Annotated in this window: 17 protein-coding genes and 2 pseudogenes; 15 read left to right on the forward strand and 4 right to left on the reverse strand. The window is 41.0% G+C overall.

Going from position 1 to position 16,322, the window contains the following annotated elements; all coding sequences use genetic code 11:
- Positions 1 to 403: 403 nt before the first annotated feature.
- Positions 404 to 928, forward strand: coding sequence for a transposase (locus P6M73_RS04290; RefSeq protein WP_277855729.1), 525 nt, complete (start codon positions 404 to 406; stop codon positions 926 to 928).
- 283 nt (positions 929 to 1,211) lie between these two features.
- Here the strand turns inward: P6M73_RS04290 and P6M73_RS04295 are convergent, their stop codons facing one another.
- The gene (locus P6M73_RS04295; protein WP_277854886.1) at positions 1,212 to 2,162 is read right to left on the reverse strand and encodes a 3-hydroxyacyl-CoA dehydrogenase; all 951 of its coding nucleotides are present in this window, start codon (positions 2,160 to 2,162) and stop codon (positions 1,212 to 1,214) included.
- A gap of 268 nt (positions 2,163 to 2,430) precedes the next feature.
- On the opposite strand from P6M73_RS04295, the gene P6M73_RS16925 reads away from it, so the two are divergent.
- The 5 genes and pseudogenes from P6M73_RS16925 (at position 2,431) to P6M73_RS04310 (ending at position 4,293) form a co-directional block, all read left to right on the forward strand.
- On the forward strand, positions 2,431 to 2,700 hold the full coding sequence (locus tag P6M73_RS16925; RefSeq protein ID WP_489666471.1) for a helix-turn-helix domain-containing protein: 270 nt from the start codon (positions 2,431 to 2,433) through the stop codon (positions 2,698 to 2,700).
- A gap of 7 nt (positions 2,701 to 2,707) precedes the next feature.
- Positions 2,708 to 3,118 (forward strand): annotated as a pseudogene (locus tag P6M73_RS16930) (recombinase family protein); the annotation flags it as partial.
- A gap of 3 nt (positions 3,119 to 3,121) precedes the next feature.
- Positions 3,122 to 3,538 (forward strand): hypothetical protein, encoded by a 417-nt coding sequence (locus P6M73_RS04300; RefSeq protein ID WP_277854887.1) that lies wholly within the window; start codon positions 3,122 to 3,124, stop codon positions 3,536 to 3,538.
- A 201-nt stretch (positions 3,539 to 3,739) separates the two neighbouring features.
- Positions 3,740 to 3,907 carry a helix-turn-helix domain-containing protein gene (locus tag P6M73_RS04305; RefSeq protein WP_277854888.1) on the forward strand — a complete coding sequence of 56 codons (168 nt, stop codon included), beginning with the start codon at positions 3,740 to 3,742 and terminating at the stop codon, positions 3,905 to 3,907.
- Between the two features lie 50 nt (positions 3,908 to 3,957).
- On the forward strand, positions 3,958 to 4,293 hold the full coding sequence (locus tag P6M73_RS04310) for a DUF1294 domain-containing protein (RefSeq protein ID WP_277854889.1): 336 nt from the start codon (positions 3,958 to 3,960) through the stop codon (positions 4,291 to 4,293).
- Between the two features lie 62 nt (positions 4,294 to 4,355).
- Here the strand turns inward: P6M73_RS04310 and istB are convergent, their stop codons facing one another.
- Genes istB through P6M73_RS04325 form a run of 3 tightly spaced genes read right to left on the reverse strand, consistent with a single transcriptional unit; the run spans position 4,356 to position 6,028 of the window.
- Positions 4,356 to 5,084 (reverse strand): IS21-like element helper ATPase IstB, encoded by a 729-nt coding sequence (gene istB / locus P6M73_RS04315; RefSeq protein ID WP_277853478.1) that lies wholly within the window; start codon positions 5,082 to 5,084, stop codon positions 4,356 to 4,358.
- Complete coding sequence (locus P6M73_RS04320) at positions 5,077 to 5,769, reverse strand: Mu transposase domain-containing protein (RefSeq protein WP_277854890.1); 693 nt, start codon at positions 5,767 to 5,769, stop codon at positions 5,077 to 5,079. The genes istB and P6M73_RS04320 overlap by 8 nt, the downstream gene beginning before the upstream one ends.
- Positions 5,735 to 6,028, reverse strand: a complete 294-nt coding sequence (locus P6M73_RS04325; protein ID WP_277854891.1) for a hypothetical protein — start codon at positions 6,026 to 6,028, stop codon at positions 5,735 to 5,737. Before P6M73_RS04325 ends, P6M73_RS04320 begins: the two co-directional genes overlap by 35 nt.
- A gap of 749 nt (positions 6,029 to 6,777) precedes the next feature.
- On the opposite strand from P6M73_RS04325, the gene P6M73_RS16935 reads away from it, so the two are divergent.
- From P6M73_RS16935 to P6M73_RS04370, 9 genes and pseudogenes are all read left to right on the forward strand, one after another.
- Positions 6,778 to 7,062 carry a DUF1294 domain-containing protein gene (locus tag P6M73_RS16935; RefSeq protein ID WP_277855730.1) on the forward strand — a complete coding sequence of 95 codons (285 nt, stop codon included), beginning with the start codon at positions 6,778 to 6,780 and terminating at the stop codon, positions 7,060 to 7,062.
- A 31-nt stretch (positions 7,063 to 7,093) separates the two neighbouring features.
- The gene (locus tag P6M73_RS04335) at positions 7,094 to 7,462 is read left to right on the forward strand and encodes a hypothetical protein (protein WP_277854892.1); all 369 of its coding nucleotides are present in this window, start codon (positions 7,094 to 7,096) and stop codon (positions 7,460 to 7,462) included.
- A 128-nt stretch (positions 7,463 to 7,590) separates the two neighbouring features.
- Positions 7,591 to 9,087, forward strand: a complete 1,497-nt coding sequence (locus P6M73_RS04340; protein ID WP_277854893.1) for a hypothetical protein — start codon at positions 7,591 to 7,593, stop codon at positions 9,085 to 9,087.
- A gap of 47 nt (positions 9,088 to 9,134) precedes the next feature.
- Positions 9,135 to 9,455 carry a DUF262 domain-containing protein gene (locus P6M73_RS04345; protein ID WP_277854894.1) on the forward strand — a complete coding sequence of 107 codons (321 nt, stop codon included), beginning with the start codon at positions 9,135 to 9,137 and terminating at the stop codon, positions 9,453 to 9,455.
- A 22-nt stretch (positions 9,456 to 9,477) separates the two neighbouring features.
- A complete protein-coding gene (locus tag P6M73_RS04350) occupies positions 9,478 to 10,521 on the forward strand; it encodes an IS630 family transposase (RefSeq protein WP_277852687.1) in 1,044 nt (347 codons plus the stop codon).
- A gap of 155 nt (positions 10,522 to 10,676) precedes the next feature.
- Positions 10,677 to 11,835 (forward strand): IS3 family transposase gene (locus P6M73_RS04355; RefSeq protein WP_277854895.1). Its coding sequence is split into 2 segments (ribosomal slippage): positions 10,677 to 10,951 and positions 10,950 to 11,835, totalling 1,161 coding nucleotides; the frame shifts between segments, so codons are not numbered across the junction.
- 145 nt (positions 11,836 to 11,980) lie between these two features.
- Entirely contained in the window at positions 11,981 to 12,253 is a 273-nt protein-coding gene (locus tag P6M73_RS04360) for a M48 metallopeptidase family protein (protein WP_489666486.1), read from the forward strand.
- Between the two features lie 31 nt (positions 12,254 to 12,284).
- Positions 12,285 to 12,504 (forward strand): annotated as a pseudogene (locus P6M73_RS04365) (YdbC family protein).
- A gap of 37 nt (positions 12,505 to 12,541) precedes the next feature.
- Positions 12,542 to 16,315 (forward strand): hypothetical protein, encoded by a 3,774-nt coding sequence (locus P6M73_RS04370; protein WP_277854896.1) that lies wholly within the window; start codon positions 12,542 to 12,544, stop codon positions 16,313 to 16,315.
- Positions 16,316 to 16,322 lie beyond the last annotated feature (7 nt).

A 16,322-nucleotide genomic window follows, 5' to 3' on the forward strand; every position in this document is an offset into this window, starting at 1 on the left:
TAAGAATGATATCCTACTCAATTAAGTATAGCAAAAACCCCGCATTTTCGCAACCGAAAACGTGGGGAACAGGCTCTATTCCTTGCTTAAAATAGGTTCATTATGGCATCAATTAGTGTTGAGTAGGAGAAATCATGGGAAGTTCACATTTAAGCACCCAATCGGGATAATCAGCCATGCCTTCACCACCTTTTGTACAATTATGTGCTAAAAACCGACAAATAACAAGGGGAAGTCATTTGTCGGTTAAAATGAAGGCTAATTGATGCGTTTATCCTATATTGAGGTTACTTCTCATGATAAAAATGTCGTGATGAATTGATAGAATGGCGTTATAAAGATGCTGCCCTATGCTAAAATACTTATATGTGTGTAAACGTTATATGAATACAGCCACGGCGGCCTGGTCAAAGCGATCGGCGAACAATTCCAGGGGGCCATGTGGCAGCGCTGCCAGACCCATTTCTCCCGCAACCTCCTGGAGAAAGTCTCGCCCAAACAGCGACCGACGGTCCACGGCCGCTTGAAAGACCCCTACAACAGCCCGGACCTCGCGGAAGCCTGTCGGCGTCGCGATGGTCTGTTGACCCAACTCGAGTCGATCGCCCCGAAAGCCGCCCGGCTCCTGGATGACGCGTTCGCCGACATCACAGCCGTCTTCCATTTGCCCGAAGCCTATCGCAAGCGGTTGCGGACGTCGAACAGCATCGAGCGCTTGAACGAAGAAATCAGACGGCGCGAACGCGTCATCCGCATCTTCCCCAACGAAGCGAGCATCGAGCGCCTGGTCGGCAGCCTCTTGATCGAGCAGCATGAACGCTGGATCAGCGGCAAAGTCTACCTCACGATGGATACCTATTGGTTGGAACGAGACCGAGCACGGACGAACGCAGACCAGATCAGACAGCAATTAAGCAAGACCGCTTAGCAGGCGTTCAACCGAAAGGTAATTTACACCAACATTAAGGACTTGACTGCGCAAATGAATGACAATATTTAATAAATAAAGGGTCAATCACAAAAACTGTGGGATTTTCCCAAGTTGACATGGAGCCTCTGTCGGCGTGGTTCCGCCAGCCTTGCCGCTAGGCTGCATAAATGCTGGGCTAGTCGGCCAGTCAGGCTACCACGTCGACCTCTCCGTGTAAACAGGGAAAATCATAATCCCACATAAAAAGTGATTGAGCCTAAATAAATTAGGTTTATCAGTTTTATTTATATTTATAAAAACCTTCACCGGCATTAACACCTGTTTTACCGGCCTCAATGTATTTTTTGAGCATTGCTACAATGCGATGCTGTATACCATTTTCATCTTTTTCCTGAGCCGCTCTCATTGAAGCGATATTATATGCAGTTTCCAATCCGACAACATCTAAAATCTGGAATGGGCCATAGGGAGCACCTGTTCCCAATTTCCATGCCAGATCAATGGTTTCATAATCAGATACTTCATTCGCGAGTAATGCCTGAGCTGAACTTAACAGAGGTACTAAAAGTGAATTTAAGAGATAACCGGGCTGTTCTTTATTGACTCTCAGAGGAATCATTCCAATTTCATGAGACAGGTTGACAATGGCTTCAAAAGCTTCCTTGCCGGTTTCTGAATGTCCCATCACTTCAGCAAGATTATTGCGCCAGATATGATTGGCAAAATGCATGGATAAATATTTTTCCGGTCTGCCGGTATATTGGGCGAAAGAGCTGGACAATAAGGTAGAAGAATTGGTTGCGATAATCGTCTTTTCAGGTAATAAATCCGCCATTTTTGAATAAAAATCAATTTTTACATCGGGAATTTCGGCAACGGATTCAATCACAAAATCTGCGTTTTCAACTGCTTCCGCTAAATTTGTGGTATAAGTGACACTCTCATAAGCACGCTTTACATTCTCTTTCAGCTGTTCTATTTTTGCTTCATCTAAGCCGGCAAAATCATCAATCAGTCCACGTGGATAAGAAGCATCTTTTTTACCTAAGAGAGGTTTCAGGGCTTCTAATTCGCCTAAATAAATTTTATATAAATTATCAACTTTCGGTTTTGTTCTGCCTATTGAATCATCATGGCGTAACCAGAATACTACTTCCAAGCCTTTAAAAGCTGCCTGAAAGCCAATTTGGCTACCTAAAACTCCGCCACCGGCGACAACTAACTTTTTCATAAACAAAAAAACCTCTTTCTTAAATATTAACTGTGTAAATTATAATTGAGATGGGTAAGTATAGCAAGTATTTTAGAAAAATCGTCTATAAAACAATGATTCAAGCTGAATGCCAAAGTAATCTGGACACTATTAGGCGGGGGCCGTCTAATTTACTTTGGCAAGGGGCCTATTCCAGTTTAGTTAGGCAAGTTTCTTTTAAATAATGTATATTAAACAAGGAGTCAGCTCTAGTTGTGTGGTGTCCTTTCTGTTTTAGGAGGTCACCATGACTAAGAATAAGCATCTGTCTTTGGAAGATAGAACTCAGATAAAAATTAAACTCGATGCCGCCTGCTCTTTTCGTAAAATCGCTAGAGATTTAGGCAAGTCCCCTACAACGATTTCAAATGAGGTCAAGACGCGCAGACTGGTTGTGAAAAAAGGGGGCTTTAACCGGCCATATAATCCTTGCAGCTACCGGTTTAACTGTAAGCTTAGCGGGTATTGCAAAGACCGTCACTGCTCAAAGGTAACCTGTTCCGGTTGCAAGACATGAGAGTAACATCAAACAAATCCTCACCAATGAGAAATACATCGGCGATGCCATCCTTCAAAAGACCTATACGGTGGATATCCTCGAGAAAAAGCGCGGAACCAATCAGGGGCAGGTGCCAAAGTATTATGTGGAGAATAGTCACGAGGGGATCATCGAAAAAGATCTTTTTCTGAAAGTGCAGGAAGAAATTACTCGAAGAGCCAATCTGACTGGCACTGGTCGAAAGCGGATTTACAGTGGGAAATATGCCCTGTCAGGGATTGTGTTTTGCGGAAGATGCGATGACATTTACCGGCGAATCAAATGGAACAACCGAGGCCGCAAATCAGCGGTGTGGCGCTGCGCCTGCAGGGTTGAGGAAGGCCCCGTTGGCTGCACTGGCAGAACCTTGGCAGAAGAAATCCTGCAGGAGGCCGTAGTGTTGGCTATCAACGAAACATTCCAGGAAAAGGATGAAGTCATGGCCATCTTAAGGGAAAACATTCAGAGCACTCTGGGGGAAGATACGGAGAATCGAGCGGAAGTGATTGATGACGAAATTAGACGGCTCCAGGGGAAACTTTTGAGCCAAGTTAACAGCCAGGATTCTGTCGATAATGTTGGGAATGAAATCTTAAGGCGCCGTGAAGAAAAGGAGGGGTTATTTCAAGAGAAGTCAGCAAAAGAAGACTGGAGAAAACGGATGGATGAGATGATTCGGTTCCTTGAGACTTCATCATGCGCTTTAACCGAGTATGACGAAAAATATGTGCGGATCCTGGTGGAGAGAATCACAGTGTATGATGATCATCTCAAGGTGGATTTCAAATCAGGAATTTCTGTTGATATACAAGAATAATATGATTCATAACTGCCCCGGGTTAATCCCGGGGTTATTGTTTTTGGATGAATAATATGGATCGAAGCTTTATTGAGGTTACTTCTCATGATAAAAATGTCGAGATGAATTGATAGAATGGCGTTAAAGAGATGCTGCCCTATGCTAAAATACCATTAAGCGTGTAAACGTTATACGAATATTATTTAGAAGGGGTTTGTTATGGAATCGGTCGGGGAGAAGATACGAGAAATAAGAATTCAAAAGAAATACACTCAAAGAAAATTGGCCGAGCTATGCGGCATATCCAATACTTACATTTCTGATTTGGAAACTGGAAGAACAAATCCGTCGTTGAAGACTCTGGGGAAACTAAGTGAAGTTTTATAAGTCAATATCAAGGAGTTTTTTGAATAATAAAAATAAGCTAAGGAGAAGACATGGGGATATTCAGTGGTTTAAATAAATTTGATTCGTACTTGCTCATCATTAATGTGTTTGGTTTTATTCTTTATCTCATTAATAAATATCTATACAGTCACACTGATGAAAAAAATGTTGACCTTCCACTAACCATTACCTCTTTATTGGGGGGATCACTTGGAATAGTGATAGCTTTTATGATTTTTGATAGAAAAGCAGAAAAGGGAAATATGATGTCCAGAGTCTTTGTCTTTAGTGTTCTTGTGATTCAAATTATTATCTTCCTGATTGTCAAGGGAAACATATCTGAATCATTATCATTCGGGGTATTTGTAAGCAGTCAAGTAAAATAAGCCAATTTTCGCCAGAAAGTATACCAGTTTTCCACCCACTTTCTGTTGATGTTAGGTTTAGACTATAAAATTGATTTGCGGTGCTTCAGCCGGTAGCCATCTCCACTCATGTTGAAGATCTCACACTTGAAGACCAGTCGATCCAGAATGGCGGTGGTGATCACCTCGTCACCCAGAAAGCCAGCCCATTCATTGAATCCCTTGTTCGAGGTGATTACCAGGGAGGTCTTCTCGTGCATTGAGCTGACAAACCGAAAAAACAGGTTTGCCTCCGCATTGTTAACGGGAAGGAAGCCCACCTCATCAATCACCACCAGGTCGCATTTGCTGTAGTAGTTCACTCTCCGTTTGGAGGAGGGTGCGATGTCTGCTGTCTTAAGTTGCCGGATTAAATCATCCAGGCTGACAAATGACACACTGTAGCCCCGTTCCAGGGCCTCATAGGCCAATGCGGTCGCAAGATGAGTCTTGCCCACGCTGGGCGGCCCCAGAAACATGATGTTATAGGCCTCGTCGATCCAGGAGCAGTCAGTCAACCGGAGCATCTGCTCTCGGGTGACGCTGCGCTGGAAGCCAAAGTCAAACTCTTTGAGGGTTTTCTTAACGGGAAGATTCGAGCGCTTGAGCCGAAGTTGAGTGGTGCGCTCCTCCTTGAGGTGTAACTGGGCTTGGAGGTAGACCTCGACGCTCTCCAGGGGCGTCAGCCCATCCCGGAACAAGTCGTGGAAATTTAGCGGCTTGAGCCGCATAGCGGTGGCAAGCCGCACAACGGATTGCTGGGTCTTATTCATGGGTGTCACCTCCCAGATACTGATAGTCCGAGAGTTTTCGCTTTTGGGTGTTCAGATTTACGATGGTGGGATTGCTGATGGGCTGGATCTCCAGTAGTGGAGGCTGAACCACTGTGGCTTGCTGGCCAATATATTCGGCAGCGCTTTTCAGGTCATTGATGCTGTACAGCTCACGATCAGCGCAGTAGTGCATCGCTTCTTCCAGTGTCGGAAATGGCAGTTCCAAGGTCAGTTGTCTGAGCATCGTCAGGTGATCTCGATAGTATCGAGGCTTGTGCTCGCGAATTTTTCGCAGGTATGCCTTCCACTGGTCAGTGACTAAGCTGTCCAACCCTTCGAGAATCTGGCCTTCCAGCTTATCCAAAGAAGCCGACTTGTCTCTGCGGTGCTCGGTCAGTTTGATCAGAGTGCCGCGCAAAGGGCTGATGGAGTGCCTAGCCAGAAGATCATTGCCGAAGGCATCATAGATGGCCAGCTCGTCCTGGGTGGCGGTAACAGTCACTTCCGGGTGTTTTGTGTATGTTCCCTGAGGGAGAGAATACCGATTGCTGTTGTAGAGAATGGTGTTGTCTTTCCGGACCGTTCGCATTATACTTGGGCTAAGGTTATTTATTTTAGACTGTACCGCTCGCAAGTGTTCGCGTTCCAATTCAAACACTTGAGCCGGTACTTTTTGTCGTTCCATGGACTTTGGCGTTCCCAGTCCGCGCCAGCCAGGCCAGAAATGATTCGTTGAGATCCTCTTCCTCCATGAAGAAACGATGGGGCAGGAAGTTGCGCTTCACGAACTTAACGGTGCTCTCCACCATCCCCTTGGACTCTGGATCGGCTTTATGACAGACCCAGATATTCAGGCCCATCTGGTTTTTAAACTGCTCAAACTCATGAGTGAAGATGATGTCGCCTTTGTTCTCACTGACGACAATGATGCTGTCCTGATCCACAGCGATCTCCTTAGGGATCCCCCAAAGAATTGGAATCCGCGAGTCATGGCTCGGACTAAATCGATGGAGGTAAACGGTCGAGTCTGGAAATAGCCCCATTTGTATCGGGAGTGAGCCAGAACCATCCCCACAAAGTATACCTTGCGGGAACCTTGCCGATCCGGCAAGGGCATGTTCCTGACGCCGAAGTCCAGCTGCATCTGATGGCCCATTGGCAGTTCGTCCACAGCCTCGTAGCACCTGCCTGGCGCTGATTTAGGGATTCCGAAATCAAGCCTGAGGTTTTTAACATAGCGGCTGACCGTTCGTTCGGACGTCTCTCTTTCCGGGTAGTGTTCCAAAATCCAGTCATGGACCTGAGCAGCTGTCATGCTGGGAAAAGCGTAAAGCCAATCAAGAATGACTGGTTTGAGCTCGTCCAGTGAGCTAAGCTTGCGGTTGGCAGAAAGATAGTCCATAAACTCGTCCAAGGGCATTGCTCGGTATTTAGCGACGGTCTTACGGTTAATATTGAGGACTCTGGCAATCTGCCGTTGAGTGAACCCAATACGCTCCAGGTTTTTAATCTTACTGTACATTGAAAACTCCTTCATTTATTGAAAATCCTCCATGGTCATTGATACCCTAGAGGTTACCATACAACAGATGAAAGTGGGCTCCTTAGTGGCACAAAGTGGTATACTTTCTGGCGAAAACTGGTCCCTTTCTGATGGCCGAAATTGGTATACTTTATTTTACTAGTTACAGTATTGGGATACTTCAAGCAAAATAAACAGCTTATTGTATACCTTGTAGGAATCAATTTAATAGCTTTTACTTTTTATGCAATAGACAAAATAAGTGCCATTCGGGGTCGATCGAGGATAAGAATCGTTACTTTACTTGCCCTGGCGTTTTTCGGAGGATCAATCGGCTCGCTTGTAGCAATGTATTCATTCAGACATAAAACCAGGCAAGATTATTTCGTTGTAGGAGTTCCTATAATTATGGTGATGCAGCTCGTTGTGATTTTTTATCTGATGAACCTTAAATAAGCAAAGAAACGCACATAAGAGAGGAAGAAAAATGTTGGAAAAAATATTATTCGGATTATTAGGTATTGGACTAGCTTATAAATTTAAAGAAAATCGTGATGATAAAGCCAGAATGCGAATTCCCTGTTCATTCACTAAAGACATAACTAAGCTAGAGTTTGAGGATGCAGTTAGAAAGTCGGCTATTGGCATAAAGCGCCTAAAAAATATTGAAATCGATGGTCCTTTAGTTTATGGTACAGTAAAATCCCAAAGTGGTTTGCATCTATGGAATTTTAAACTAGACTTCAATGACTATGGGATTGTATCGGGTAATTATTGGATTTATTCCGAGAATTCGGATTCCGAAATCCCTCAAATTTTAGCAAAGAGGATTCAAGACGAAATTTATAGCCGTTAAAGGAAAGATTCAATGTTCTAAAAAGAGAAAATATTAATAGAATTTTAATAGCTCAAGCTCTATTCCAATTTGAGATTTTAAGAGAGATACAGTTGTATCTAATTCTCGACTAATAAAGGAGGAATCCGATGCTACTATTTTCAGCGATGCTTGAGATCAATGATACTCTGACTCAAGATGCCTTTATTCAATTGGTCATTGAATGGAATCAAGGTAGTCCGCATCAAGATAACATCATAGCGAATCTATCCTGGAATGGTGAGAGGAACATTCGCTTTGGTGAAGATGACCTTTGGCTAGGTATCGAAGAATATCGCAATCAAAATATTATAGCTGTGAGATTTGAAAAGAAAGAAGCAAGCGGGATCATTTGGGATACTGACTACATCATGAATTTCAACTCGATGAAAATGGCCATACGTCTTGATAGGAGTTACACGGAAGATTTTTATACATTGGATTTAGATTTCTCAACACCGCATTTCATCACCCTTTTAATACAAAGGGGATACCATAAAGATGATCATGGTCTTCCAGTTTTAAGAACTCCTATGGAGATACATGAAGAAAATCTGGAGTTGCTTGCGGATGTCATTAATGGAGAGACTTCCTATCGACTCCCCGTTGTTTATGTATCCAAGACCGATTTCAATGAAAATCCAGTGGATGTTTATAAATTGGCTGGAAGGTTGAAAGGGGTCGCACATGTTCTAGTTCAAAAGAATAGAAGCGATAACTTTAAACTAATGAACCTGTGTGATCGCAAAAATGAATATCATGGAGCCATTGGAATTTACTACCCTAATCCGGTAATAAGACACGGAAAGTATTTCTACAGAAACTCCTTCGGAATAGATGACATCTTATCGGAGCGTGTTATCCGCGCAGTTTTCCAATACGGCAACAACCAAACTGTTGACGTTCTCTATACATGGCAAGGGGTAGGCAACGCGATCCTTCGAGATAAATATGATAGTCAAATTCAAGGGAGGATTGCAGCGGAAAGAGCTAAGAGACAAGCAGAGGAAGATGCTGAACTTTTGAAAAGCACCTTTAGTGAGGAAGTAAAAGCATTTCGTCAAAAGGCTTTAGACGATGCGGATAAAATCTTAGAAAGTTTTGAAGAAGATTTGAGACGTCGGAGTAAGCAAGTGGAAGACCTTACTAGAGCCAATGAGAGGCTAGTGACCGAGAATCAAGGACTAAGAGCCAAATTAGATTTTACGGATTCTACCCCCCTTCTTAGTAGTGGAAATGAGTTTGATTTTTACCCAGGAGAAATAAAAGATATATTGCTCTCAATCTTAGAAGAAGCACTCCCAGCGATCCATCCAAAGTCGCGAAGGGCAGATATTATCAAGGATCTCATCAAAAACAATGACTATAAGAAAATAACTAAGAAGCGTCAAGAAGAAGTAAAACAACTTCTCAAAAACTATGAAGGGATGACACCACGTGTTCGCCAAGAACTAGTGGACATGGGATTTGAGATCTTAGATGATGGAAAACACTTTAAGCTAAAATACTATGGTGATGGTAGGTATCAAACCAGTTTCGCCAAAACCCCCAGTGATTTCCGTTCTGGCAAGAACAATGCACAAACCTTAATTAAGATAGCCTTTTAGTGCATAAGAAAAGATGCTTTATTATTTGATATTAAGGAGAGAACAAAATGGCCATAAACCCTAAACAGGTCAATGTAGATCAACTATTCGGCAGCAAACGTTATTTTGTGGACTTTTATCAGAGGGAATATAAGTGGAACGATACTAACCAAGCCTTTAAACCAGTTAAATCACTACTCGATGACATATTTTACCGATTCAGATTAAATTATGATCCCAACCTCAATGTAGATCAACAAGCCATCTCCAGCTACGATTGGTATTACTTAAATTCTTATATGACAAACACAGTCGATGGAAAAACCTACATCGTCGATGGTCAACAGCGACTTACTATTGACTCGCTAAATAAACCTTGCGTTTCTTGATGATTTTTGATATAATAATCGTATGAATAATGATTTAAAAACCCAAGCAGTACGGCTTAGTCCGGAAGAACAATATCAGATTCGCAAGAACATCATCCGACTATCAGAAAAAGGTAAAACGAATGAGGAAATAGCAGAAATCTTAGATGTAAGCTTGCGGCACGTCCAGAACACTAAGAAACAATACAAGGAAGGCGGGATCGCAGGGATCAAGCCCCAAAAGCGTGGTCGCCGAGAGGGTGCGAAACGAACCCTTACTCCTGCCCAGGAAAAGGAAATACAGCAAATCCTGGTTGATAAGACACCGGATCAATTGAAGTTCAAAGACTGCATGTGGAGCAGAAAAACCATTGCAGAGCTCATTTATGAAAAGTATAAAATCAGCCTGCCCGTATCTACTTTAGGGGTCTACTTGGCGCGGTGGGGATTCTCAGTCCAGCGGCCGATGAAACGCGCCTACAAGCAAGACACAGAGAAGGTGCAGCACTGGGTCGAAACTGAGTTTCCTGGCATTACTGAACGAGCAGAGGCTGAGAATGCAGAGATTTTCTTTGGAGATGAAACCGGATTGCAAAACCAGTCAACTTGCTTGCGTGGGTATGCGCCAATCGGACAAACGCCGGTGGTTCGAACCGAAGCAAAGCATATCAAGATCAACATGCTTTCAGCAATTTCCAATCGAGGAAAATTGCGCTTTGTCCTCTATAAAGACAACATGAATGCCGACAAACTGATTGATTTTATGCGGCGGTTAGTGCATGACAGCAACAAGAAAGTATTCCTGGTGCTCGATAATCTGCGGGTTCATCACGCTAAAAAAGTCATGGCGTGGGTAGAAAAGCATAAGGAAGAAATTGAGCTATTCTACCTGCCACCGTATGCCCCAGAGTACAATCCTGATGAATTGCTCAACAGCGATCTCAAACGTGGCATAAGTAAAAAACCAAGTCCCAGGAGCGATGATGAGCTTGAACATAATGTTCGATCTCATTTAAAAACGGTGCAATTGCGTCCTAATAAAATCAGGGGGTTCTTCCATTCAAAAACCACAAAATATGCCTCTTAATATGCGCAAGGTTTAATTAGGGGAGCAATACCCTAACTCTGATATTAATTGCGTTGATGAAAATTGGTAAAAGACTCGATGTTTCTCCGGGTCTCTATAATGCTCCCAGGAATTGAGACACGACAAACCGGTTCCATCCGAATAGAATGGAGAGTATGAGTAAGAAGAAAAAAATCTATAGCCCTGATTTTAAAGCAAAGGTTGTGCTGGAGCTCTTAAGCGGACAGCACTCGCTCAATGAACTAGCCCAGATCCATCAAATCGCACCTGCCACGTTGAGCAGCTGGCACCGCCAGTTCCAGGAACGGGCAGCCCAGATCTTCCAGAGCGGACCGTCCGATCAGGAAGAGGCGCTCGCCCAAAAAGAGGAAGAGATCGCGGTCCTGCAGCAAAAAGTCGGTCAGCTCAGCATCGAGTGTGACTGGCTAAAAAAAAAATCTGACGAAGTCTTTGGACCACAAGGAGCGCACCGAACTCGTAACCCCAGAAAATGAGACCCTGACCATCAAGCGTCAGTGCGAATTGCTTGACGTTAACAGGATCAGCGTCTACCGTACAAAGGAGGAGCGGATAGACCACGGGGAACCAGAAGAGAATCTTACCCTCATGACGATCATCGACAAGATCCATCTGGAGCACCCGGCCTGGGGTTACCGCAAGATAGCCCACTATCTGCGCAATTCCGGCCACGACATCAACCGTAAGCGGGTTCGGCGCCTGATGCGCCTGATGGACATCCAGGCCCTGTATCCTGGCCCGAACCTCTCCCGACGATACCACGCGCAGTACGTCCGGCCCTACCTTTTGAGGAACCTGGTTATCGAGCGAATCGACCAGGTATGGGGGATCGACATCACCTATGTTCCCCTCAAGAAAGGCTTCTTGTACCTGTTCGTCATCATCGACTGGTTCAGCCGCAGGATCGTCGACTATGAGATCAGCTATAGCCTCGAGAAGGAGTTTGTCCTGCGCTGCCTTAGGCGTGCCTTGTGCGAGAGAAAGCCTGAGATCATGAACTCGGATCAGGGGAGCCACTTCACCTGTCCCGCCTACCTTAAGCTCCTGGACTCCTGCGATGTTAAGGTCTCCATGGACGGCAAAGGACAGGCACTGGATAATGTACGGACCGAGCGGTTCTTCCGCAGTCTGAAATACGACGACCTCTACATCAAGGAGTACGAGACACCAAAGGAGATGATCACAGAGATCAGAAAGTACATCCACACCTACAACACCATTCGTCCGCATGCATCCCTGGGGGGCCTTACCCCCTATGCTTTCTGCCAGAACCAATCAACCCATCACGCAGCCTGAACAAGGTGTTCGGATGAAATCAAAATCCGTGTCTTGACAATAGGGGGCACTTTACTCAACCGGTTTTTTAATAAGCTTTTTTTTCGGCTCTGAGGATTCAAGATTAACAAAGCTCCCGGAGTTTATTAATAAATGGGAAGAAATTATTGGTGTTAAGGCTAATTCTGTAGGTGTTAAGATTATGAGAACCCGTTGGGGAACGTGTAATACAAAAGATAAGCGGATATGGATCAATCTGCAGCTTGCTAAGAAACCAGCTGAGTGTCTTGAGTATGTTGTTATCCATGAGCTTGTACATCTATTGGAAAAGAATCATACGCCTGTTTTTATTGCTCATATGGACAAGTTTCTACCCGACTGGCGTGCGACTAAAGAGGAGCTGAATAGCTTCATCATGGACCGTTATCTAGAGGAATAAAATCCGTAAGAAAATCAAAGGAGACAAGAAGATGGCAGAAATAAAATTCGAAATCAAAGAAAATATAGGGATCCTTTCAGAATCGGCGAAAGGCTGGTCAAAAGAACTTAATTTGGTCAGTTGGAATGATAAAGAGCCTAAGTATGATCTCAGAGAATGGGATCCTGCTCATGAAAATGGGTAAGGGTATTACTTTTACAGTTGATGAAATTAAGAAGTTGAAGGAAATATTGAATTCTTTTGACATGTAAGATTTATAATAGCAGATGCTATAATGAGGTGAGTTTATTGAATTATAAGTGGATTAGTGCTGCGGAAATTGATGCATGGACTCAAAAAGAACCCCGTAGGGCACAAGAAATATTACCGAAATTAATAATTAAACTGATTCTTGCGTCCTCTGATAAAATAGATTTCTTTAATTTTCCATCAGGTAAAAGTATTCAATACTCAGGATATGATGGAATCCTTAGATTGACTACAGGTAACAACTATTTACGTGAGGGCCAATCCGTATGGGAATTTGGAACAGATGCGAATATATTATCAAAATTTAATGATGATTTCGTCAAACGGACAAATGATCCTTTAGGAATTATTAAATCCGATAGTGTATTTGTATTTGTTACATCACGAATCTGGTATCATAGAACTTCAATTAGTGAACAAATTGAAACTGCTAAAAGTAGTTCGGAATGGAAAGATATCGTAATTATTGACGCCAATTATTTAGAAGAGTGGCTTGAATCATGTTATTCTGTGGCAGTTTGGTTTTCAAATATAATAGGTAAAAATTTGGGCAATTATACATCTCTTGAGCAATATTGGAACGATATGGTTAAGACGACGAATCCAGTATTGAAAAAAGAGTTTTTCCTATATGGAAGAACAGCACCTAGAGATGAAATATTAAGTTGGATTGAATCAAATGAAAAACATCTAGTTTTAAGTGCAGATTCGACTTTAGAGGCACTTTTATTTTTTATTTCAATTTTTATTGAGCCCGACAATCTGGGATATGAGGAAGTAATGTCAAATTCATTGATTGTTCTCGATGAAGAAAGCTGGAAAAATTCTAAGGTCTTTGATAATGATAAAGCAATCCTTATCCCCTTCTTTTCAGATACTCACAAAATACAATCTGTTGAAAAAGCTAAAGTAATTCATTTAGTGAGTAGATATTCTCCGCTTGTAAAAATTAGGGATAATTATAGAATAATAGATATTTCTAAACAAAGGAAAAATGATTTTGAAAATGCCTTAAAGGAGATAGGCGTTGAAGCTGAAGAACACAGCAAAATGGTTTTCAATACTAAAAGAAGCTTCATGGCATTGTATAGACTTTTAACAACAGTACCATCAAGAAAAACACCTATGTGGCTTGACGACACTAATATAGATGATTTGATACCTGCATTATTTTTAGGTGGTTGGGATGATAGTTTTAGTGGAGATGTCGCATTGATAGAGACACTTGCAGGTGAAAATTACTTGGATTATTTAAATCGGTTAACAAAATGGCTTACGATTGAAGATCCTCCATTAATAAAAATAGATCACAGATACTTCATTGTGTCAGTACCTGATTTATGGAATATATTTTGGAATAGAATTAATGAGGCTATTTATACAAAATTGTGTAGTACCATACCGGTAGTTTTTTCAGTGAATGATCCAACGTATGAACTCAAGGAAGAGCAATGGTTTGCAGCTAGCATTTTTGGAAAGAGCCATAAATATTCACAAGCCTTACTCGATGGACTTGTAATTACTATGGTAATGTTGGCTGAACGTGATGGCGAAGAAAACTTGTTCAATAGCTTTTCGACAAAGAATGATGTTGATAAAATTGTGAAAAAAATATTGGAGGAAAAGTTAGATTGGCAAGGATGGTATACAATCGCGAATCACATCCCTCTGTTAATTGAAGCTTCCCCTAATTCGGTATTGTCAAAACTTGAAAATGAGGTTATTTCTGAGGATATTGAGTTCTGGAAAATGTTTGATCAACCTAAAGATTTATTTATGGGGCGAACATTTTATACGCATATCTTATGGGCTTTGGAAAAAGTTTCTTGGGACAAGGAATATGTGGTAAGAGCAATAAATATTTTGGTAAAACTAGTGGAAAAAAGGTTTGATTATAAACTATCAAATACACCATTAAATACTTTGTATAACATGTTTTGCCTATGGCATCCTCAAAATTGCCTGACTCAAGATGAACATATAATTATAATTGATGGCATTGTCAAGAAGTATCCATATGCTGGATGGGAACTAATAAGAATTTTGCTTCCAGATAATCATCAAATTTCTAGTAATATTTGTAAACCAAGATGGAAGGAATGTGATTATAGAAATCAAGAAGCACTTACACAAATGAAGTATTTTGACTTGATTAAACAAGTCAAGAATGTTGCATTAAAATATTTAACTGCAGATATTGGACAATGGAAAATCATATTGAATAAAGTTAATTGGTTTTTGGATGAGTTTGATATTCTTTTCGAATTATGTACTCATCATCTTGGGGGATATAATCCAGAGGAAAGAATGGATCTCGCTGATATATTAGGTCAAGCAATTTATCGTTATAGAAAGTTTTCCAATGCAGAATGGAGTATAACTGAAGAGAATGTATTGAAAATTGTACAGATTTATACAAAAATTAAGCCTGAAGGACCTCATCAATATTATTATTTATTTAAGTATAACCCTTATATTTTAACCCCTACTTCTTATGAAAATGAAAAATATGATTTTGAAGCTGAAAGAAAAGTAATATTTGATAAGAGAAGAGATGCGATAAAAGAAATAAACGATAATTGGGGAATTGAAGAGCTTTATAAAATGCTGAGTCTGGCAGAAGATGTGCATGATTTTTCTAATATTTTTGTTATGGACATATTAAATTATGAGTTTAATCCTGAAGTGGTCTTTGATCTTAAGGAAAAGAGTCTCAGATTTTTTACTAATGTGATAACAGGTATATATCAAAAACAAGGATTTGATTATTTCAAACAACTATTTTCAGATTTAGATAAAAATGAAATTATGGACATATTAACTTCACTACCAGCCGAGGAAGATATATGGAATTATTTGGATGAATCCGATGAAGAAATACAGCGGTATTATTGGGAAAATATTTCTGCATCATGTTTATACAATCAAGATACCGCTAATACAGAATATTTGATAGATAAATTTTTAGAGAATAATAGGCCTTATACTCTAATTGATACATTGGCATATTCAGCATTTAATAATATTGAATATATTATTAAAATATTGCAAAAGGTCTTAGAACAATATCCCGAACCTGAAAAAAATGGGATGGAATTCAAATGTATACCAGCCCATGATATTGTTCATTTATTTGAAAAGCTCTATGATTCAGAGAAACTAAATGAAGAATTAATTGCACAACTGGAGCTTGCGTATTTACCAGTTTTTGATCATGATTATAATTTGAGATGTCTTTCAACTCAGTTAGCAAAGAATCCAAATTTATTTGTTGAGTTGCTTGCCCTGGCTTATAAAAGTGATGATCACAAGGAAAACATAGAAGATGATAATGCTGAGAGGGCTAGTCGTGCATATAATTTGCTAAAAAGATTTAAGTTAATTCCTGGATGTATTGAAAAGGATATTACTGTTGATCAAGAAGTGTTTAACAAATGGTTTTTAAGTGTTATGGAAATATCAGAAGGTATAGGTTATAAAAATGCATTCGAAATTTGTATTGGAGAATTATTGTCATATTCCCCTTTGGGGAGTGATGGCGTATGGCCACACGAAATAATTAGAGAGTTCTTGGAAGAACATGGAACGGAAAATATCGGACAACACTTCATTATTGGAAAGAGAAACCAGAGAGGTGTATATAATGTTACGGGGGGGAGAGAAGAAATACAAATTGCAAGAAGATATGAAGAGTACGCAGATAAAATGATGTTTGAGTTTCCTAAAACTGCATCTTTAATTCGAAAAATAAGTGATTCATATTTTGCCGACGCGAAACTTGAAGAAAAGAGAGAAATGCGAGAATTCTATTAAGTAAATA

The organism is Anaerococcoides asporogena (genome assembly GCF_029590275.1).
GTDB lineage: Bacteria > Bacillota > Clostridia > Clostridiales > Clostridiaceae > JG1575.

Excerpts from the sequence above, each read along its gene's own strand:
- P6M73_RS04295 (WP_277854886.1), bottom strand. The coding sequence starts at position 2,162 with ATGAAAAAGTTAGTTGTCGCCGGTGGCGGAGTTTTAGGTAGCCAAATT.
- P6M73_RS16925 (WP_489666471.1), top strand. The coding sequence starts at position 2,431 with ATGACTAAGAATAAGCATCTGTCTTTGGAAGATAGAACTCAGATAAAA.
- P6M73_RS04305 (WP_277854888.1), top strand. The coding sequence starts at position 3,740 with ATGGAATCGGTCGGGGAGAAGATACGAGAAATAAGAATTCAAAAGAAA.
- P6M73_RS04310 (WP_277854889.1), top strand. The coding sequence starts at position 3,958 with ATGGGGATATTCAGTGGTTTAAATAAATTTGATTCGTACTTGCTCATC.
- istB (WP_277853478.1), bottom strand. The coding sequence starts at position 5,084 with ATGAATAAGACCCAGCAATCCGTTGTGCGGCTTGCCACCGCTATGCGG.
- P6M73_RS04320 (WP_277854890.1), bottom strand. The coding sequence starts at position 5,769 with ATGGAACGACAAAAAGTACCGGCTCAAGTGTTTGAATTGGAACGCGAA.
- P6M73_RS04335 (WP_277854892.1), top strand. The coding sequence starts at position 7,094 with ATGTTGGAAAAAATATTATTCGGATTATTAGGTATTGGACTAGCTTAT.
- P6M73_RS04340 (WP_277854893.1), top strand. The coding sequence starts at position 7,591 with ATGCTACTATTTTCAGCGATGCTTGAGATCAATGATACTCTGACTCAA.
- P6M73_RS04345 (WP_277854894.1), top strand. The coding sequence starts at position 9,135 with ATGGCCATAAACCCTAAACAGGTCAATGTAGATCAACTATTCGGCAGC.
- P6M73_RS04350 (WP_277852687.1), top strand. The coding sequence starts at position 9,478 with ATGAATAATGATTTAAAAACCCAAGCAGTACGGCTTAGTCCGGAAGAA.